This is a genomic window from Pseudofrankia coriaricola, from assembly GCF_001854805.1.
GTDB lineage: Bacteria > Actinomycetota > Actinomycetes > Frankiales > Frankiaceae > Pseudofrankia.
The window spans coordinates 1-19,025 of sequence record NZ_MBLO01000219.1 but is presented as its reverse complement, the minus strand read 5'-3'; the positions used below and the strand labels follow the sequence as shown (position 1 = coordinate 19,025).

The following is a 19,025-nucleotide window of genomic DNA, read 5'->3' as shown; positions in this document are numbered from 1 at the left end:
GGCGGGTCAGCGCCTCCAGAACGCGGTCCGTGACCTGCGCGTCGGGTCGCCCGTCACCGGGCGGTCGCCGGTGAGCTGGTCGGCGCGTCCGTCGCGGATGGCCTCCAGGGTCGCGCGGGCGTGCTCCCAGAGCCGGGCCGCGTCCGACAGGTCCGGGGACGCGGCGGCGAGCTGGCTGGCGAGCCTCTCCAGCGCCGCGCATGCGGCCTCGTGCTCGCCGGCCCGTCGCCACGCGGGCAGCGCCGCACGGATGCGGCCGGCGAGCGCGGCCAGGTCGGCCGCCCCGGGACGAGGCGAGGGCCCGGCGCTCGTGGACAGCACCGCCAGCTCGGCGGCGACGAACGCGGAGAGCGTGCCGGCATCCGGGTCGACACCGGCGCCAGACGGTCCGGCAGCGGTGGTCAGTTTGGCCTTCTGCCGGCCACGGCCTGTCCCGCGGCCGGGCCGCGGGGCGGCTCGTGGGCCCGAGATTCCGCCGGTGAGGAAGTCGGGCACGTCGAGGTCGTCCGGGCCCGCCGGGGCGCCCCGCCGCGCTTGGATGGGCGCCGGCCCGGCCGGCGCGGGAGGAACGATCGACGGGGGCATCGGCTGGTACATCGGGGGCGGTGGCCCGGCGGGCGCGGCAAAACTGGCGGCGACGGCGCTGCCGGCGAACAGCGGCGCGCTGGGCGGCCCGCCGACGGCCAGAGCCTCGTCGGACCAGCCACTGGGGAGGTCGACGGGCTGCGTCACCCGGCGGACCGTGCCGCCCTCGTTGACGACGCGCTGGTCGACGGCGACGAACGCGGTGAAGCGGGACAGCACGCGGTAGCGCAGCGACGTCTCGACGATGCGCCTCTCCAGGCCGTCGTGACCGCCTCGGCCCGACGGGCCGGCCACATATGCGTCCTCCAGATCCCGGATGCGCGCCCGTGCCCACAGGGCCGTCAGGGCCGGATTGCCGCTTGCCGTCGCCGTGACCGACGCCCGCCACGGCGCGTCGGTGTCGGCCTGGCCCGTGAAGGCGATCGTGCCCGTCGGCTGGCCGGTGAACCTGCCCCGGATGACCACCGGGGCGCCGGCGAACAGGTCAGGCAGCGGCGTCGGGGTCAGCGAGTCGGTGTCGACGGCCAGGTCCGCCGGCCCCGCCGGGAGCAGCCGCAGGCCGGTGACGACGGGCGCGTCGATGCGGTGGTGGATGTGGCGCATCGCGTCGTCCAGCCGGTCCTCGGACTCGACCAGCTCGCAGCGGCCGGTCGGGCCGGACAGCCGGCGCAGGAACGCCTCGTTCACCGCCCGGTCGATGCCGACGGTGTGGACCCGCGCCCCGGCGAGGCCGGTGGCGAGCTCGCGCAGCAGCTGGTCCTCGTTGCCGACCTGACCGTCGGTGACCAGCACGATGACCCGGTCGCGCTCGGGCGCCTCGGCCCGCGGGCCGAGCAGGGCGGCGGCCTGCCGCAGGGGCTCCAGCATGTCCGTCCCGCCGCGGGCCTCCAGGGTGGCGAGGAACTCGACGGCCCGGAACCGGGCGCGGTCGCTGGCCGGCGCGAGCCCTCGGGGGAGGGCGGGCGGAGTCTCGACCTGGTGGTCGAAGGCGAGAACCGCGAAGCGGTCGCCGCCGCGGAGGGTGTCGACGATCCGGCCGGCGGCACGGCGCGCCGCGATCATCTTCCAGCCGCCCATCGAGCCGGACCGGTCGAGGACGAGCACCAGGTCCCGGTCCCGGGCCCGAGTGGTACCGGCCGGCGGCAGGATCGTGAGCGCGAACGTCCCGCTGGCTGCTTTGCCGCCCGCCTCGTGGTCGGTGGCGGCTTGGCCGCTCGCGGCCGGCTCGTCGGACCGCACCGACAGCGACGTGCTGACCGCCTCGTCCGCGTCGAACGTGAGGCGCAGCAGGAAGTCCCGGTCGGCCCTGTCGCCCGGCTCCAGCCGGACACGGAGGCCGTCCGTACGCCGCTCGGTGATGACCGAGTGCAGGCTGGCGTCGACGGCGGCCAGCGGCAGGCCGGCCGGGTCGACGTCGACGTCCACCGACAGGCGCACCGGGTTCGGGAAGCCCGGCAGCAGCACCGGTGGGCTGATGCGGGACGCGTCCGGTACGGCGTCGGTGTCGGCCGCGACCCCGTCGCCGACCCGTCCGCCCGCGAGCGGAGCGCCGGGGATGTAGCGAGGAGCGACGACCAGGGGGAAGCGAAAGGTCGCGGCGCCGTCCTCATAGGGCAGCTCGCCGGCCAGCGTCAGGCGGACGGTGACGCGCTCGCCGGGCAGGATGTTGCCGACCCGCATGGTGAAGACGCCGGGGCGCTCCTCCTCGGCGATCGACGCGCGCTTGCCCTGGGTGATCGCGGTGTCGTAGTCCGCCCGCGCCTGGCCGCGTTCCTTGAGCTCGGCCTCGACCACCCGGCCGTCCGCCTCCATCCGCAGCGCGGTGACGGCGGCCCGCGGCGGCAGCGGGAAGATGTAGGTGGCCTCGAGCGGCTCGTCGTACGGGTTGTGAAAGCCCTGACTGAGGGTGATGGTCGACGCGAGGCCGGTGACCGCGGCCTGGACGTCGATCGCGTCGAGCGGCAGGTTGCCGCGTCCCGTTCGCAGGCAGCCGAGGCCGTCCTCCTCGTTGTCCCGTCGCGGCGCGTCCGCCTGGGCCGGTGGCTCCGGCTCGATCAGGTCGACCATGCCGACGGTGCTGATCCGTTCGAGGTCGGTGCTCACCGTTCCCCTTCCTCTGCCGCCTGTCCTCGCCCGCTCGACCCGTGAGCGGCGTTCCCTGGCGCGCCTCGTCATCTTGACAGTGTCACGATGACACTGTCAAGATGACCGCATGAGGTCGCGCTGGGATTTCGATCAGGGATCATGACTGTGGACCCTGACGCCGAGGCTGCGGGGGAGTACGCGGACGCCGGCCCGTGGACGCTCATGGAGCTCCCCGGTCGGGTGGCGGTGCTGCTCGCGGGTAACTACGCGGGCCAGAGCAGCGGCCGGGTCGGCGAGCTGCCGACCGAGCGGACCGTCCGCTGGTACGCCACGATCGGCCTGGTCGACCGGCCGGTCGCAACCCGTGGCCGCGTCGCCCTCTATGGCCCTCGGCACGTGCTCCAACTCGCCGCGATCAAGAAGCTTCAGTCCGAGGGGCGATCGCTCGCCGAGATCCAGCAGCGGCTGCTCGGCGCGTCCGACCCTCAGCTCGCCGAGCTTGTCGGAGCGCCGCGCCCCGTCCGCGCGTCTATGGCCGTCCCGCCCGTGGCGGCGCCCGCTGAGTTCTGGAAGCGTGGCGCGCCCACGCGCCCGGTCGCGCACCGCCCCGAACCGCCCGCCGTGCCCGCGAAGGATGACGCCGACGCTGGTGCGGGGGCGGCCGAGAGGCTCGGCGCCGATGGCGGGCCTGGCACCGTCGCCAGCTGTGGCGCCGCCGGGAACGGCGACCTCGCCACGGTGGACGACGCGGGGGCCGACCGCGCGAACACCGGCGCCGTGACCGCCGTGACCGCCGTGACTGCTGTGACCGCCGTGCCGGCCGTGCGGCTGGGTGACAGTGTCACGCTCGTTCTGGGCGCGGCCTCCCGGACGCCGGACGCCGACGAGCTCGCCGCCATCGCCGCGGCGGCGGCTCCCCTGCTCGGCCTACTCGGCCGCCTCGGCCTGGCATCCGAGGCGCGGTCCCCCGCCCCGGGGCCGATGCGAGGTCGATGAAGACCGCGTCGGACCCGGACCGGCGGGCCGCGTCCGGGCGCGAACGGCGGCCGACTCCGCCGCGCGCAGCAGGCGGCGGAAGGTGGAGCATTCCAGGTGGCTCGGCGCGGGACAGGCCGCGGCGTGCCGCAGGCCGTCGCGCATGGCGGTCAGCTCGCGGATCTTCCCGTCCAGCTCGTCCGCCTTGGCCGCGAGCATCCGCCGGTCGATGCGCAGCTGCCCGTCTGGCGCGAACATGAGCGCGATCTCGTCGAGGGAGAAGCCGGCGGCGCGGCCCATCGCGACCAGCGCCAGCCGTTCCAGCACGCCAGGATCGAAGACCCGGCGCTGGCCCCGCCGGCCGACCGAGACGATCAGCCCCTTCTCCTCGTAGAAGCGCAGCGTCGAGGCTGGCAGCCCGGAGCGTCGCGTCACCTCGGCTATGTCCACGTTCACCGCCGTCTTGACCTCAAGTTGACTTGAGCTGGAACGATACGGTTTCGGCAAGGGACGCCAAGGGATGGGGACGGCCATGGAAGTCGCGCCCGGGGGCGATGACGCGCAGAAAGCACTCTGGAACGGCGCCGGTGGACGAGGCTGGACGGCGGCGCAGGACCTGCTCGACGAGATGTACCGGCCGTTCGAGGCTCTGCTCGCCGACGCGGTGGCCACGGGCTCGAGCGTGCTCGACGTCGGCTGCGGTACGGGCGCGACAACGGTCGCCGCCGCGCGGCGGGCGGGCTCGGCGGGACGCTGCGTCGGCGTCGACATCTCCGAGCCGATGGTCGAAGCCGCTCGGGCACGGACCGAACGGGCGGGCGTGTCGGCCAGCTTCATCCACGCCGACGCCGCCACCCACACCTTCGAGCCGGCCAGTTTCGACCTGCTCGTATCTCGCTTCGGCGTGATGTTCTTCGACGACTTCCCCCGGGCCTTCGCGAACCTGCGGCGGGCTGGGACGGACACCGCCCAGGTCCGGTTCATCGTCTGGCGGAGCCCCGACGAGAATCCGTTCATGACGACGGCCGAACGCGCCGCGGCGCCGCTCCTGCCGCACCTGGCGCCCCGCGACCCGGAGGCACCCGGCCAGTTCGCTCTCGCGCGGGCGGACCGGGTCCGTCGCATCCTCGACGAGAGCGGCTGGACGAACATCGATATTCAGCCGATCGACGTGGAATGCGTCCTGCCGGAGACGGAGCTGGTTCGTTACCTCACCCTGCTCGGCCCCGTCGGCCGAGCCCTGCAGGGGGCCGACGAGCGGACCCGCGCCCAGGTCGTCGAGACCGCCCGCGCCGCCTTCGGTCCCTACCAGCGGGGCGCGGAGATCCGGTTCACCGCCGCGTGCTGGATGGTCGGCGCGCACGCATCCGCCGGGCGGCGTCCCGCGGGGTAGAGAACCCTCGGTCTCCGCGGGCCTGAGACTCCTCAGGTTCATCCCACAGCACACCGTCGGCGCCGTCATCCCCCGACCGAGGTGAGTCGGCCCAGCCCCGCCGAACAGCCCGACTCATACAGCGACAGGCGCAGCGGTAACGCTGGCCAAGGCTTGATGAACCCAAGGCTTGATGAACAAGGGGTGAAGTAGGCGAAATCTCGTCGGCATCGGGCTTCGGGCCGCGGTTGCGAAGCCGAGTGGGGCCGGCGAGCATACCTGGATGGTTCGCTGGCGAGGATGGCGCGTGGGAATATCGGCGCCATTCCTTCATCGTCACGATTATCCGGCCGATTTCGGTAAGGATCATTCCCTGGACGGCAGGGTTTCCCGATCTCGCCGGACAGCCGCCCGTGCCGCGCTGGTGTGCTTCGCCGGGGCAGTCGCCGTCGTGCTGGCACGGCTGGCCGACCGGCCGATCGCCTTGCCTGTCTCGGTCGTCGCCGTGTCCGTGACGGCGATGGCGGGCTGGACGGCGCTCGTCGGGCGGGGGCGACGCCGCGTGGCGGCTTCTCTCGTGGCCGCCGTCGCGTTCAGCGGGCTTATTGCTTTCGCTGGGGTGGCTGGCCTTACGAGCATGCTCGTCGTCACGGCTCTGCTGTTCGCGTCGGGAGGCGCGGCGCGCGCGGCTTTCGGCCGGCACCGGCCGAAGGGGACGATCGTGGGACCCGCCCAGCGCGGCGTCCTGTTGGTGAATCCGCGGTCCGGTGGTGGCGCCGCCGACCGCCATCATCTCGCGCAGGAGGCGGCCCGGCGCGGAGTCGAGGTCGTCAGCCTCGCCCCGGGCGCGGACCTGCGCGCCCTCGCCGAGCACGCCGCCGACGGTGGCGCCGACGTGGTGGGCATGGCCGGTGGCGACGGTTCGCAGGGTCTGGTCGCCGACGTGGCCCGGCGGCGCGGGATGGCGTTCGTGTGCGTCCCAGCCGGGACTCGTAACCACTTCGCCCTCGATCTAGGCCTTGATCGGAACGATGTGGCGGGCGCGCTCGACGCATTCGACACGGCCGTCGAACGGCGTGTCGATCTTGGCCAGGTCGGCGACCGCGTCTTCGTCAACAACGTCTCGCTCGGTGTCTATGCGGAGATCGTGCGGTCCGACAGCTACCGTGACGCCAAGGCGAGTACGGCCGCCGCCATGCTTCCCGACCTTCTCGGTCCAGATTGCACACCGCCGGATCTTCGTTTCGCCGGCTCGGACGGTCGTGCCGAGTCGAGTGCGGATGTCCTCCTTGTGTCCAACAATCCTTACCAGCTACATAGCCTCGGCGGTCTCGGTACCCGGCCCCGGCTGGACAGCGGCCGGCTTGGTCTGGTGGCGCTGCGGGTCGATCGGGCTCGCGATCTACCCACCCTCGTCGCGCTCGAGTCGGTGGGCGCCATCAGCCGATTCCGCGGCTTTCAGCAGTGGAGCAGCCCCGTGGCGCGGGTCGATTCCGCTCAACCGGTCAGCGTCGGCGTGGACGGAGAAGCGCTTTGTCTCACGCCGCCCCTGCTTTTCCGATCGCTTCCCGGCGCTGTGCGCGTAAGAGTTCCGCGGCACGCACCCGGGGTGCCGATCGCGCGACCGGGTACCTGGGGCACGGTTCCCGCGCTGATCCGCATCGCCGCCGGGAGGCCGGCGGCGATGAGTCGCCGGGTCCGCGGGGGCGACGAGAAAACAGTCCGTCCAGTCGAGCCGTTGACCTCGTTACTTTAGCCGGAGCGCGTTCAGGTCAGGATTCTCGACTTCTCCCGCTGGTACTCCACGTCGGTGATCTCACCTTGCTTGCGGAGGTCGGCCAGCTTCGTCAGCTCATCGGCGACCGCGCGAGTCTGCACCGCGGAAGGCCGGAAACCCTGATACAGGCCCTCGCGTCGCCTCGCCACCTCGGCCGACCGCTCACTCATACCCTCGCCGCGGAAGGCCGCATAGAATAGAACGCCCAGCAGGGGAACGACGATGACACACGCCAGCCATCCAGCCTTACCCCAGCCGGACAGGTCCCGGCTTTGGAATATATCGGCCACCACCACAAACAGGGTATATACCCATATGGCAAACAGGAAGAACCAGAGCATTGTCAAGAAAGCGCCGAGAAACGGGTAACTCATCGACTGTCGCACCTCCCTGGGCCTACGGTCCATCCCAATGATTCCACCTCGCGCCGAGGTTCACACGCGAAACGGTCCACCGCGGCGCGACCGCCCCACCGCGGATCGGCGAACCGGGCCTCGACGCGACCGTGGCACATCGTCACAGCCGGACCGATTGCACCTGGCGGTCTGGCGTCAGACGGGCGGCGCCGGCACGGTCGAACCGCGGTGAAATACCGCGCGTGTGAATATCGAGGTTAGGTGGCGCGCTCGGAGTCGGGAGCGAGCAGGGCCAGTGGGTTCCGACCGCCCCATCGGCCGCGAGTAGGCACCCCGGGCGGCCGCGACGGCTCAGCCGCCGCCGCTGATGGCGAGGGCACGCAGGGCCAGGTCCGGGGCGCTCTTCGTGGCGTTCTCGGGGGAGGGGGGCTCGCCATAGACGAGGACCGGAAGGTCGCGGGCGGCTGGAGCCCACGGACTCCGACACCTAAATGATCATCAGTTGGCCACCGTGCTCTCCGGCTGCCGAGCGCGGGTAGGCCGGCCTGCCCGCGCCGTGCCCGTGTCGTTCGTCGTGGTGGGGTTGCCGGCCCCGTTGACGAGATTCATCATGACGATTAGGGTGACCTGCGTCATAGATACCTGGTCTCCAGGAGGGCTGGTCGGCTATGGCCAACAAGGCAGACGACTCTGTCGAGGGTGTCGAGAAACCCGCGCGTGTCCCGAGCGGATGTCCGGTCGTCCACTTAGACGTCTCCCCAGCCCTCGAAGCGGGCAGCTACTGGCGCAAGGCCGACGAGCTTCGGGAGATGGGCCAGGCCATCTTCAACACCATGGCCCAGGGCTACTGGATGTTCACCCGGTATGACGAGGTCCGGGAGATCTACCAGCGTCCCGAGATCTTCTCCAGCGAGTCGATCACGCCGTGGGAGCCGGAACCGGTGTACCGCTTCGTGCCCACTCAGATCGACCCGCCGGAGCACAGCAAGTACCGCCAGATCCTGAGCCGCTGGTTCGCGCCGGCCGCGATCAACGGGGTCGGCCCGGCGGCAGAGGTGATCTGCCGACGCCTGGTCGCCCAGATCGCGCCGCACGGCGGGTGTGACTTCGTGGCCGAGTTCGCGATGCGGTACCCCACCGAGGTGTTTCTGACCGTTCTCGGTCTGCCAGCCTCCGACGCCGACCTGTTCGTGCCGTGGGTCGAGGACTTCTTCCGCGGGTTCGGTGGCGACCTCGCCCAGCAGGAGGCCATGGCCCAGGCGCTCGGCGCCATGCGTCAGTACTGGATCGACGCGCTGGACGAACGACGCGATGAGCCGGTGCCGCGGGACGGTGACCTCGCCTCGCACCTGCTGCACGCCACGCTGGACGGCGAGCCTCTCGACGAGACCGTGATACTCGACATTCTGACCGTGCTCGTGCTCGCCGGGCTCGACACCACGCGGGGAGAGCTCGGCTACCTGTTCCGGCACCTCGCCACCAATCCGGACGACCGGCACCGGCTCCTCGCCGAGCCCGAGCTCATCCCGTCCGCGGTCGAGGAGACGTTGCGGCTCTACACCATCGTCTTCGGTGACGGACGCAAGGTGACTCGTGACATCGAGTTCCACGGCTGCCCGCTTCGCACGGGCGACATGGTGTATGGGCTTGTCTCCGGCGCCAACCGGGACCCCAGGGTCTACGACCGGGCGGACCAGTTCGTGCTGGGCCGCATGGCCAACAACCATCTCGGCTTCGCGGCCGGACCGCATCGCTGCCTGGGCGCGCATCTGGCCCGCCGGGTGATGCAGATCGCCCTCGAGGAATGGCTGAAGGTCATCCCAGACTTCCGAGTGACGACCGACGCGCCGCTGCTCGAACGCGGTGGGGGTTCCATGATGACCCTGCTCACTCTCCCGCTTGCCTGGGAGGCCACCACATGAAGATCACTGTCCGTGGCGACCGCTGCACCGGTCATGGGCGCTGTTACAGCATCGCGCCGGACTTTCTCGACTACGACGATGAAGGTTACGTCACGATCCGTGATCAGATCGTCGACGTGCCGGTTGATCAGATGGCAGCGTCTCGGGACGCGGCGAGGACCTGCCCCGAACAAGCCATTGAGCTCGTCGAGGACTGAACACCTGTCCTGATAGGCCGCTGAGGCCCTTACCGGCCGGCTGTTTCGATGAGCGCGACTGACGTCGCGCGGCCGAGTTCGACTCCGCAAGATGGCGGATAGTGAGCAGGAGACCAGATTGGACGCGGCACATCCGGGCGGTGCGCTCGAGGACTTCCGGCGGCGTGCACGGAGCTGGCTCGCCGAACACGCGGTGTTACGGGACGATGCCGACCGACGGGATGCCGGCTCCGGGGACGCCGGCCCTGAGGATGCTGGCTCGGTGCCCTGGGCTGGTGCCGGGCAGGGGTCCGACGACGTCTCGGTCTTCCACAACCTGTCCTTCGCGCAGGAGCTGGCGCTGATCGAGCGGGTGGCGGCCTGGCAGCGGCAGAAGTTCGACGCGGGGTTCGGCGCGCTCGGCTGGCCGCCCGAGCACGGTGGCGCGGGGCTGGGTTCCGAGTTCGTCGAGGCGTTCGCGGCCGAGGAGGAGCGTTACGCGATCCCGGCGGCCCACGAACTGGTGTCCGTGACCGTCAGCCTGATCGCCCCGACGATCCGCCTGGTCGGCACGCCGGAGCAACGCGATCTGCTGATGCGGACCTTCCTGCGTTGCGACAGCCTGTGCTGCCAGCTCTTCTCGGAACCGGGAGCCGGATCCGACCTGGCGGCTCTCGCGACCCGGGCGGTCCGGGACGGCGACGAGTGGGTGGTGGGCGGCCAGAAGGTGTGGAGCTCGGGGGCACAGTTCGCCGAGTGGGGAATGCTGCTGACGAGAACCGATCCGGACGTCCCCAAGCATGCTGGCATCACCGCGTTCCTGCTGCGGCTCGACGCACCTGGTGTGACCGTCCGGCCGCTGCGTCAGATGTCCGGGGGCACGTCGTTCAACGAGGTGTTCCTCGACGACGTGCGCATTCCCGACTCGCTTCGGCTGGGCGACGTGGGGGCGGGCTGGAAAGTCGCTCTTACGACGCTCGGCTTCGAGCGGGAGGGCTCCGGCGGGGGACATGCCAGGGTGGGCGGCGGATGGCGGGAACTGGCCCCGCTGGCCCGCGCGCTGGGCCGCCTCGACGACCCCCTCGTCCGCCAGCGGCTGGCCGATGTCTACATCAGCGAACGCCTTGCCGAGGTGGCGGCGCTGCGTGAAGCCCACGACCGGCGAGCCGGCCGGCCGCCCGGGCCGGAGGGCTCGTTCCGCAAGCTGCACTGGGTGAAGGGCATGGCGCTTGCGTCGCGGGCGGCGGAACTGCTGCTCGGGCCGCGCCTGGCGGCAGACACCGGCGAGTGGGGGACCTTCGCCTGGACCAGCCACGTTCTGGGCGCGCCCGGCTACCGGATAGCGGGTGGCTCGGACGAGATCCAGCGCAACATCATTGCCGAACGGATCCTCGGGCTGCCGGGCGACGTGCGGGTCGACCGGGACAGGCCATGGCGTGAGATCCCCCGCTGAGCTCCGCTCCTCACCGCCCTGGGCAGGGGCATCCGCATAGCTTCGTCCGGGCCGGCGGGCCATTGCCGTTGTCACCGAGAAAACCTCTGTCGTCGACAAGGACATTTGTCATCGAAGAAGAACGTCTGTTGCCGAGAAGGACGTTCGAGTAACCGTGGGAGGCGAGGCGGCATGGCCTGGGACTTCGAGACGGATCCGGAGTATGCGCGCGAGCTGGACTGGGCCGAGGAGTTCGTCCGCGAGGAGGTCGAACCGCTCGACTTCGTCATCGAGCACGCCTGGGACGTGCGTGACCCGGTGCGCGCGAAGCTGATCCCGCCGCTGCAGGACCGGGTCCGGGAACGGAAGCTGTGGGCCTGCCATCTCGGCCCGGAGCTGGGTGGCCCGGGCTACGGGCAGGTGAAGCTGGCGCTGCTCAACGAGGTCCTCGGGCGTACCCATTCCGGCCCGGTCGTTTTTGGCTGCCATGCGCCGGATTCGGGAAACGCCGAGATCCTCGCGCACTACGGCACTGACGACCTGAAGAAGACCTATCTGGAACCGCTGATCGAGAACCGGATCGTCTCCTGTTTCTCGATGACCGAACCGCAGGGCGGCTCCGATCCGACCGGGTTCACCACCCTGGCCCGCCTCGACGGTGACGAGTGGGTGATCGACGGGGAGAAGTGGTTCTCCTCGCACGCCCGGTTCGCCTCGTTCCTCATCGTGATGGCGGTCACCGACCCGGACGCGCCGCCGCATCAGCGGCTGTCGGCGTTCGTCGTCCCGGCGGACACCCCCGGCATCAACATCGTCCGCAACGTGGGGGTGTCCGGGCACGACGAACATGAGGGCACCCACGCCTACATCCGTTACGAGGGCGTACGCGTCCCGGCGGATCATCTGCTCGGCGAGCGGGGCGCCGGCTTCGCCGTGGCGCAGACCCGGCTGGGCGGCGGCCGCATCCACCACGCGATGCGGACCGTCGGGCTGGTCAGGCGCTCGTTCGAAATGATGTGCGAGCGGGCGGTCTCCCGGACTACCAAGGGCGAGATGCTCGGACGCAAGCAGCTCGTCCAGGAGATGATCGCCGACTCCTGGATCCAGATGGAACAGTTCCGGCTGCTCGTCCTGCGTACCGCCTGGCGCATCGACAGGTACAACGACTACGACAAGGTGCGCGCCGATATCGCCGCGGTCAAGGCGGCGATGCCCAAGGTGCTGATGGACGTCGCGTCCCGCGCGCTGCAGGTGCACGGCTCCCTGGGCGTCTCCACGGAGATGCCGTTCGGCCGGTGGGTGCTGGAGTCGTTCCACATGGGCCTGGCCGACGGCCCGACCGAGATTCACAAGGTGAACCTGGCCCGGCAGCTGCTGCGCGGCGTCGCGCCGGCCCCGGGGTTGTTCCCCACCGGCCACCTCCCGTCCCTGGCCGCCGATGCCCGGGCGCGGTACGCCGTCGAGCTCGAGCTCGCGGATTCGGAGTGAGCGGCTCACCCGTCGCGGGCCGCCCGTCGAGCGGCTGGGAACTCCGCGGTTCTGATCGGCCGAAGATCGCGCGATCATGGCGTGGCCGCACGCCCGGAGGCCCTCCGCCCAGTGCCATGCAAGGGGGTACCGGAGCATGAATCTTGCACCGAGCGAGGAACGCGCCGAGCTGAGGCAGGCCGTGCGGTCGTTCCTGGCCGCGCACTCCTCGGAAAACGAGGTCCGGCGACTGATGGAGACGCCGGAGGGCTACGACCGGGGGCAGTGGGCGAGGCTGGCCGGCGAGCTCGGCCTCACCGGGCTGTGCATCCCGGCCGAGYACGGCGGCAGCGACGCCACSTTCGCCGAGGTCGGCGTGGTSCTCGAGGAGATGGGGCGCACCCTGAYGTGCGCGCCGTACCTGTCCACCGTCGTGCTCGCGACCGGCGCGTTGCTGCACATCGACGACGAGGCGGCMCGCAAGGATYATCTGCCYGGCATCGCCGCGGGGGAGACCATCGCGACCGTGGCGGTCRYGGAGGAGTCGGGGCGCTGGGATGCGGCCGAYGTCGCCRCSACCGCGACGCGCGGCGCGGCGGGCTGGGAGCTGCACGGGACGAAGATGTTCGTCCTCGACGGACACATCGCCGACCTCGTGCTCGTCGCCGCGCGGACGGGCGACGGCGMGGGATCCGCCGTCAGTCTCTTCGCGGTCGACGGAACCGCGCCGGGTCTGACCCGCGGCGCGATGCCGACACTCGACCTCACCCGCMGCCAGGCGCGCCTCGACCTGGACTCCGTGCCGGGCCGGCTCGTCGGCCCGGAGGGYGGCGCCGGACCGACCCTCGAGCACCTCGGCCACCTGGCCGCCGTCGCCCTGGCCTGCGAACAGGTAGGCGGCGCGGCGCGGGTGCTGGAGACGGCCGTCGCGTWYGCGAGGACGCGGGTGCAGTTCGGGCGTCCGATCGGGCAGTTCCAGGCGATCAAGCACCGCTGCGCGGACATGGCGCTCGAGCTGGATGCCGCTCGGACCGCGCTGGCCCACGGGCTGTGGGCGGCGGCGACCTCGGACCCCGAGCTGCCCGTCGCCGCCTCCATCGCGAAGATCCGCTGTTCGGAGTGCTTCGATTTCGCGGCCGCCGAGAACGTCCAGATCCACGGCGGTATCGGCTTCARCTGGGAGCACTCCGCGCACCTGTACTTCCGCCGGGCGAAGAGCAATGCGCTGATGTTCGGCGACCCGACCTACCACCGGGAGCAGCTGATCCGCCAGCTGGAGGCGGCCGGGAGGCTTTGACGAGCTGTGGTGGTCCCGGCCGGAACCGCGAACGGTCCGGCCGTGTCGAAGACGACCGCGACGTCGACTCTTCCGAGCCGCGTCGGCACCATGCCCACTTCGTCCTGCGGCTCACAGACCTCGACGGCCTGGTCAGGCCGGGTCACCTCACCTCCCTCCGCGAGACCGTACCGGCCAACCTCCTACGCCGTGCGCGTACGACCAGCCATCGCCCTGAGCGACGGGCCCCCGCGCTTCCTGGCGCGTGTTCGCCATCGATGTGGGGCTTCAGTAGGGAGCGGCGCCGCCGTCCACCGACAGGCAGGCCCCCGTGATGCCAGCGCCCGCTGGCGAGCACAGCAGCACCGCCATGGCGGCGACCTCGTCCACCGTGTTCGGGCGCTTGATAGCCGATCCGGACACGATCATCGAGACGTAATCGTCGTATGCCATGCCGGCGCCGGTCGCGGACGCGGGGCCGTTCTCGGCCCACACGTCGGTGAGGACGACGCCCGGGCACAGCGCGTTGCAGGTGATGCCCAGCGTGCCCGTCTCGTGGGCCACGGCTTTGGTGAACCCGTTCAGCGCGTGCTTGGTGGTCACGTAGTGCGCGAAGCCGGCGAGCGGGAGCTTGCCGTACATCGAGGACATGTTGATGATGCGCCCCCAGCGCCTCGGGATCATGTTCCGCAGCGCGGCGCGGGTACACCAGAAGGGGTGGTTGAGGTTCCAGTCCAGGCTTTCGTCCCAGTCCTCGTCGGTCATCTCGGCGACGGTGGCGGTACGACCGCCGCCGCCGGCGTTGTTGACGAGGATGTCGATTGCGCCGAAGCGTTCGACGGTGCCCTGCACGAGAGCCGCACAGTCGACATTCCGCCGGACGTCGCCGGCGAGGAAGTGCGTCCGCTCCGGTACGCCGATCTCCTCGAGAGCGAGCCTGCCTTTCTGTTCGCTTCGCCCGTTGACCACGACCCGGGCGCCCTCCGCCAGCAAGGCCTCGGCGATGCCACGGCCGATGCCCCGCGTTCCCCCGGTGACCAGAGCCACCCTTCCCTCGACCACGCCCATGGACGTCTCCTGAGTTCCTCTTTGATGATGCGCGCCGTGCGGTCAGGCGCGTCCGACGGCGTTGAACCCGCCGGTGACGGCGTTCTCGTGGTGTCGGCGTTGTTCGAAGAGCCGATGGACCTCCCGCCGGCACTCGGCATCGCCGTGCTCGAACGCCGCTTCGGCGGCCCGGGACAGAACCTCCCCGGCGCGGGCGTAGTCGGCGTACGCGTCGACGACGCTCACGCTGCTGCCCTTGGCCGCCTGGTAGGAGCGCAACGCGTCAGCAAGCGCGCCGGCGTCCGGCAGCCGCCCGACCAGCAGCCGCGCAACGGCCTCGATCGCCTCCGCCTCCTCGCGCATCCAGGCCAGTTCGTCGGCCGCGCGGACGGCCGCCGAGCGCAGCACCGAGATGGCCATGGCAAGCGCGATCTCCGCCACCTGCTCGGTGACCGCCGGACGCACCTTCGCTTCCAGCTCATCGCACGCCACCTCGATGAGCCGCGCCGTAGTGGGTTGGGAGATCATGCGTCCTCTCCAGTGCCGGCGGTGTGGGTGGCGATCGCTTCCATGAAGACGTTGTGCATGGCGGCCACGGCGCAGGACGTGTAAGCGACGCTGATGTTCGACGTCTCGCCGCGGATAAGGGCGGCCAAGCTGACGATCTCACCGAGGAAGACGTCGGTCGCGCCAAGCACGGTGAAGTACGCGATGGTCGCCGGGTTGACCTCATCGGCGCCGAAGCCCGTCGCCTTGCGGTACCGCTCGTAGAAGGTTTCCGGGTCCTCGGCGATGAGCCACGGTGGCTGGTTCGCCCCGCACAGCACCATCCACCCGAGGTCCTCGCGAGGGTCCCCTACATGTGCCAGCTCCCAGTCGACCATGCGGTAGGTCCCGTCGACGTCCACCACCGCATTGGTGGGCTGGAAGTCCCCGTGCACCAGCGACAGTGGCAGCGGCGCCGGCTTGTTCTTCGGTAGCCAAGCCGCGATCATCCGCATGAACGGGTCGCCACCTGGATATGTCCGCTCCGCGTCGACCCACTGCCGGATCCGTGCGTCGATGTAGGCGTCCCACGACGGGGGAACCGCCACGCCGGGCGGCAGGGCGCCGAGCTCGAACGTGTGAATGGCGGCTGCGACGTCCGCCAGCTGCGCGCTCATCGCCAGGTGTTCCGACCGGTCCCGGGTCAGCGCCGCGCTGTGCACCGACGGGCCCGGCACCAGCTCGGTGAAGATTGCGGGGCTGCCCACCTCGTCCCCGGTCGGGTCGAAAAAGAGCGGCGCGGGAAGCGGCACCGTGCCCGCGTCCCACAGCGCGCACAGCAGCGCCCATTCCGCGCGACGGTCGGTATCGATGATCGACTGGCCCGGCGGCGGGTCGGCGCGCATCACGTAGCCCCGCCGGCCGCCCGAGTCCTCGACCCAGACCCGGGACATGAGCCGGCTGTAACCACCCGTGATGGGTTCGCAGGCGGTCAGCCGGAATGAGCCGCGATCCTCACTACGAGCCCGCAGGAACATCTCGACACGAGTGTGTACGTCGTCGATGGCAGGCAACCGGTGATCTCCCCTCAACCGGGCCGGTGACGCCCGGACGGCCAGGATAGGCCCGACAAGTATCATGATGAATACGGCGCCGAAAGGCTAGAGTCCAGCCCATGTCGGCGACCCGGTTACCCAGCGGCAGCGTCAGCGCCTTCGACTACTCTCAGTACGCCTTTCTCACCGGCGGCCAGCCGCACACCCGGCTCGTCCTGGTCCGGCACGGCCAACAGGTCCCCGGCCGGCCGGGCGGGCCGTTCGGGGACGTCCTCGATCCTCCGCTGTCCGAGGTGGGCGATCGGCAGGTGGCCTCCGTGGCCGAACGCCTGGCCCGGGAGCCGGTCGACGCGGTCTACAGCAGCGCGCTGCAGCGGGCGCATCGAACGGCCACGGCGATTGGGAAGCGCCACGGCGCCCAGCCGGTGGTCATGGCCGATCTGCGCGAGGTAGAGGTGTTCCGGGACATCCCGCCCGAGCAGAGCCCGGAGAGGTTCCTCGGCCGGACGCTGCTGGCGGGCGTGCGCGAGCGGATGATGTTCGAGAAGCGCTGGGATGTCTACCCGTACTCCGAAAGCAGCCACGACTTCCGCAAGCGGGTCGTGAATGCGATCGAGGGGATCGCGGCCAGCCACGAGGGCGAACGGGTGGTGGTCGCCTGTCACGGCGGCGTCATCAACGCCTACCTCGCCCACCACCTCGGCATCCCGTTCGACATGTGGTTCCGCCCCGCCCACACCGCGGTCAACGTCGTGCTGGCCGGGCAGCACGGGGTCCGGGCGGTGGTGTCCCTCGGCGACACTCACCACCTCGACGCCACCCCCGGCCTCCTCACCTACTGACAATGCCGAGGGACGTCATGGGCACAGGCCACGCCGACTCCGACTTCACGCTGCTTGCCGACGGCTTCGTGTCCCTCGAGGGCCCAACGATGAGCGCGGACGGTGCCCTGTTCTTCAGCGACCTGCGGGCCGGCGGTATCCACCGGCTGTCGCCCGACGGGCGGGTCGAGGTCGTCGTGCCCGACCGCCCGGATGTCGGCGGTACCTGCCTGCACGCCCAAGGAGGGCTGGTGGCCACTGGCGCCGACGTGTCCCACGTGGCTGCCGGGCGGACACGCCTGCTGCTGAGTCTGGGTGACCTGCCCCCAGGCCGGGGCGGCGAGGCCTACGCGTTCAACGACTTGGCGGCCGACGGCGAAGGCAGCATCTACGTGGGCGTGCTCCGCCGGGACGAGCGCGGGAACCCGGAGCCCGGCGAACTGGTGCGGGTAACCGGCGAGCGCGCCTGCGAGGTGGTGTATGACGACGTCCACCCCAACGGCGTCGCACTCTCCCCGGACGGCACGGTTCTCTACCTGGCGGACACGTTTCGGCGGCGGCTGCTCGTCTTCTCGTTCGACGAGGGCGTCACGCCTGTCCGGACCGGCGTGATCTCAACCGAGGACGTGCCCGGGCTGCCGGACGGGATCGCGGTGGACGCCGAGGGCTGCATCTGGGTCGCGTTCTACCGCGGCGGCTGCGTTGCGCGCTTCGCGCCGGACGGCAACCTCCGCGCGCGGCTCGCGATGCCGGCGCTCAAGCCGCTGAGCCTGTGCCTAGGAGCGGGTGGGCACGACGACCTCTTCGTGGTCACCGGCCGCAGTGCCCCCGGCGCCGAGGACACCGGAAGCGTCTATAGGACGACCGTCGGGGTGACGGCCGCGCCGGTCCACCCGGCCCGGGTGTGACGGCGACACGACCGCAATTCCCTCTTAATCCTCATGATGATAATGTTGGAGGCATGACCGCGTCCAAGGTGCCGGCCCGTCTCGTCGGCCGTCGGGTGCTGGTCACCGGCGGAGGCAGCGGGATCGGCCGGGCCTCGGTTCTCCGTCTCGCGGCCGAAGGCGCCGCCGTCGCCGTGACCGACCTGCGCGCGGAGTCTGCCGAGGCCGCCGCTGAGGAGGTCGCGCGTGGAGGCGGACACGCCGTCGGCCTGCCGGCCGACGTCGCCGACGAGCAGTCCGTTGCCGCGGCCGTACGCGCGGCCGCCGGGCAGTTCGGCGGTCTGGACACCGTAGTGGCGTGCGCTGGACTTCTGCACTCGGCGGCGACCCATGAGACAAGTCTCGACCTGTGGGAGTTCATGCTGCGGGTGAACCTGACGGGCACCTTCCTCACCGTGAAACACTGCCTTCCCCACCTATTGACAGCCGGCGGCGGCAGCATCGTGACGGTGGGGTCCGTCGCCTCGTTGGTCGCCGGCGGCTGGGCATCCTGCTACGACGCATCTAAGGGAGGCGTGCTCCAGTTCACGAGGGCGGTGGGCGCCGAGTACGCCGACCGCGGCATCCGGGCCAACTGCGTGTGCCCCGGCCACATTGGCACCAACCTGCGGGCGCACAGCACCGCGGCCGTCGGGCCACCCGCTACTCCGCCCGTATCGAGAGTCACCGCACCCATGAACCGTCGCGCGGACCCTGCCGAGGTTGCCGGGGTGATCGCATTCCTGTGCTCCGACGACTCCTCATTCATGACCAGCTCCGCCGTGATGGTCGACGGCGGGTTCACCGCGGTCTGAGCCGCCACCGGCTCCGGAGGAAGCTCCGGCGGATCGCCGCAGTGGATCGCCACGATGAGGATGCGCGAGGGCCAGTCGCCGGCTGGAGGCTTCGAGCGAAGTGGCCGGTCAGGCGCTTTGGAAGCCCCGGCGGTTGGACCGCCGGCGGGGCCGAGCGCGGATGCCCGGCCCCGGTTTCCTGTCGCCCGGCGGATGCGGTCGCCGACGCGGCCGCTCGGTTTGGGTGGTGGTTATTTCGCGAGTTGTCCGGCGTCGACGGGCAGGACGATGCCGGTGACGTGGCGTGCTTCGTCGGAGGCCAGCCASAGCACCGCCTCGGAGATGTCCCKKGCCTCGTTCCAGGGGACTGGCATGATGTTCATGGCTTGGAAGGCGTCGATGGTGTCCTCCTTGGTGGGTGCGGTGAGGTCGGGGCGGAACAGCTGGTAGATCGCGTCGTTGAAGATCATGTC

General features: G+C 70.8%; 19 protein-coding genes. 11 read left to right on the top strand and 8 right to left on the bottom strand.

Annotation, left to right across the window (positions count from 1 at the left end; translation table 11 throughout):
- Positions 1–6 precede the first annotated feature (6 nt).
- Positions 7–2,688, bottom strand: a complete 2,682-nt coding sequence (locus tag BCD48_RS25400; RefSeq protein ID WP_071050890.1) for a VIT domain-containing protein — start codon at positions 2,686–2,688, stop codon at positions 7–9.
- 141 nt (positions 2,689–2,829) lie between these two features.
- Here BCD48_RS25400 and BCD48_RS25395 point away from each other — a divergent pair, with 141 nt between their 5' ends.
- Positions 2,830–3,666: a helix-turn-helix domain-containing protein gene (locus BCD48_RS25395; RefSeq protein ID WP_071050889.1), complete on the top strand. Its 837-nt coding sequence runs from the start codon at positions 2,830–2,832 to the stop codon at positions 3,664–3,666.
- Here the strand turns inward: BCD48_RS25395 and BCD48_RS25390 are convergent.
- A complete protein-coding gene (locus tag BCD48_RS25390; protein WP_198543385.1) occupies positions 3,598–4,101 on the bottom strand; it encodes a helix-turn-helix domain-containing protein in 504 nt (167 codons plus the stop codon). The genes BCD48_RS25395 and BCD48_RS25390 overlap by 69 nt on opposite strands.
- Before the next feature lie 76 nt (positions 4,102–4,177).
- Here BCD48_RS25390 and BCD48_RS25385 point away from each other — a divergent pair, with 76 nt between their 5' ends.
- Together BCD48_RS25385 and BCD48_RS25380 are read left to right on the top strand one after the other, a co-directional pair.
- Positions 4,178–5,038: a class I SAM-dependent methyltransferase gene (locus BCD48_RS25385; RefSeq protein WP_071050912.1), complete on the top strand. Its 861-nt coding sequence runs from the start codon at positions 4,178–4,180 to the stop codon at positions 5,036–5,038.
- A 430-nt stretch (positions 5,039–5,468) separates the two neighbouring features.
- On the top strand, positions 5,469–6,773 hold the full coding sequence (locus tag BCD48_RS25380; protein WP_241841973.1) for a diacylglycerol/lipid kinase family protein: 1,305 nt from the start codon (positions 5,469–5,471) through the stop codon (positions 6,771–6,773).
- An 11-nt stretch (positions 6,774–6,784) separates the two neighbouring features.
- Here the strand turns inward: BCD48_RS25380 and BCD48_RS25375 are convergent, their stop codons facing one another.
- Positions 6,785–7,168 (bottom strand): SHOCT domain-containing protein, encoded by a 384-nt coding sequence (locus BCD48_RS25375; RefSeq protein ID WP_071050910.1) that lies wholly within the window; start codon positions 7,166–7,168, stop codon positions 6,785–6,787.
- A 480-nt stretch (positions 7,169–7,648) separates the two neighbouring features.
- Positions 7,649–7,786 carry a hypothetical protein gene (locus tag BCD48_RS51545; RefSeq protein WP_157910560.1) on the bottom strand — a complete coding sequence of 46 codons (138 nt, stop codon included), beginning with the start codon at positions 7,784–7,786 and terminating at the stop codon, positions 7,649–7,651.
- 32 nt (positions 7,787–7,818) lie between these two features.
- Here BCD48_RS51545 and BCD48_RS25370 point away from each other — a divergent pair, with 32 nt between their 5' ends.
- From BCD48_RS25370 to BCD48_RS25350, 5 genes are all read left to right on the top strand, one after another.
- Positions 7,819–9,072, top strand: coding sequence for a cytochrome P450 (locus BCD48_RS25370; RefSeq protein ID WP_071050888.1), 1,254 nt, complete (start codon positions 7,819–7,821; stop codon positions 9,070–9,072).
- Positions 9,069–9,269, top strand: a complete 201-nt coding sequence (locus BCD48_RS25365; protein ID WP_071050887.1) for a ferredoxin — start codon at positions 9,069–9,071, stop codon at positions 9,267–9,269. Before BCD48_RS25370 ends, BCD48_RS25365 begins: the two co-directional genes overlap by 4 nt.
- Before the next feature lie 118 nt (positions 9,270–9,387).
- Positions 9,388–10,701: an acyl-CoA dehydrogenase family protein gene (locus BCD48_RS25360; protein WP_083419171.1), complete on the top strand. Its 1,314-nt coding sequence runs from the start codon at positions 9,388–9,390 to the stop codon at positions 10,699–10,701.
- Between the two features lie 171 nt (positions 10,702–10,872).
- Positions 10,873–12,168 carry an acyl-CoA dehydrogenase family protein gene (locus BCD48_RS25355; RefSeq protein WP_071050885.1) on the top strand — a complete coding sequence of 432 codons (1,296 nt, stop codon included), beginning with the start codon at positions 10,873–10,875 and terminating at the stop codon, positions 12,166–12,168.
- Positions 12,169–12,304: 136 nt separating this feature from the next.
- Positions 12,305–13,444 (top strand): acyl-CoA dehydrogenase family protein, encoded by a 1,140-nt coding sequence (locus BCD48_RS25350; protein ID WP_071050884.1) that lies wholly within the window; start codon positions 12,305–12,307, stop codon positions 13,442–13,444.
- A gap of 267 nt (positions 13,445–13,711) precedes the next feature.
- On the opposite strand, the gene BCD48_RS25340 is transcribed toward BCD48_RS25350, so the two are convergent.
- The 3 genes from BCD48_RS25340 to BCD48_RS25330 are packed head-to-tail and all read right to left on the bottom strand — an operon-like array spanning position 13,712 to position 16,029.
- The gene (locus BCD48_RS25340; protein ID WP_071050882.1) at positions 13,712–14,491 is read right to left on the bottom strand and encodes an SDR family NAD(P)-dependent oxidoreductase; all 780 of its coding nucleotides are present in this window, start codon (positions 14,489–14,491) and stop codon (positions 13,712–13,714) included.
- Between the two features lie 42 nt (positions 14,492–14,533).
- On the bottom strand, positions 14,534–14,998 hold the full coding sequence (locus BCD48_RS25335; protein WP_071050881.1) for a hypothetical protein: 465 nt from the start codon (positions 14,996–14,998) through the stop codon (positions 14,534–14,536).
- Positions 14,995–16,029, bottom strand: a complete 1,035-nt coding sequence (locus BCD48_RS25330) for a phosphotransferase family protein (protein ID WP_071050880.1) — start codon at positions 16,027–16,029, stop codon at positions 14,995–14,997. Before BCD48_RS25330 ends, BCD48_RS25335 begins: the two co-directional genes overlap by 4 nt.
- Before the next feature lie 101 nt (positions 16,030–16,130).
- Here BCD48_RS25330 and BCD48_RS25325 point away from each other — a divergent pair, with 101 nt between their 5' ends.
- The 3 genes from BCD48_RS25325 to BCD48_RS25315 are packed head-to-tail and all read left to right on the top strand — an operon-like array spanning position 16,131 to position 18,573.
- Positions 16,131–16,853 (top strand): histidine phosphatase family protein, encoded by a 723-nt coding sequence (locus BCD48_RS25325; RefSeq protein WP_071050879.1) that lies wholly within the window; start codon positions 16,131–16,133, stop codon positions 16,851–16,853.
- A 17-nt stretch (positions 16,854–16,870) separates the two neighbouring features.
- Positions 16,871–17,740 (top strand): SMP-30/gluconolactonase/LRE family protein, encoded by an 870-nt coding sequence (locus BCD48_RS25320; RefSeq protein ID WP_157910559.1) that lies wholly within the window; start codon positions 16,871–16,873, stop codon positions 17,738–17,740.
- Positions 17,741–17,793: 53 nt separating this feature from the next.
- Entirely contained in the window at positions 17,794–18,573 is a 780-nt protein-coding gene (locus tag BCD48_RS25315; RefSeq protein WP_071050877.1) for an SDR family NAD(P)-dependent oxidoreductase, read from the top strand.
- Positions 18,574–18,803: 230 nt separating this feature from the next.
- Here the strand turns inward: BCD48_RS25315 and BCD48_RS25310 are convergent.
- On the bottom strand, positions 18,804–19,025 hold a 222-nt coding region (locus tag BCD48_RS25310), incomplete at its 5' end, for an SDR family oxidoreductase (protein ID WP_116271655.1).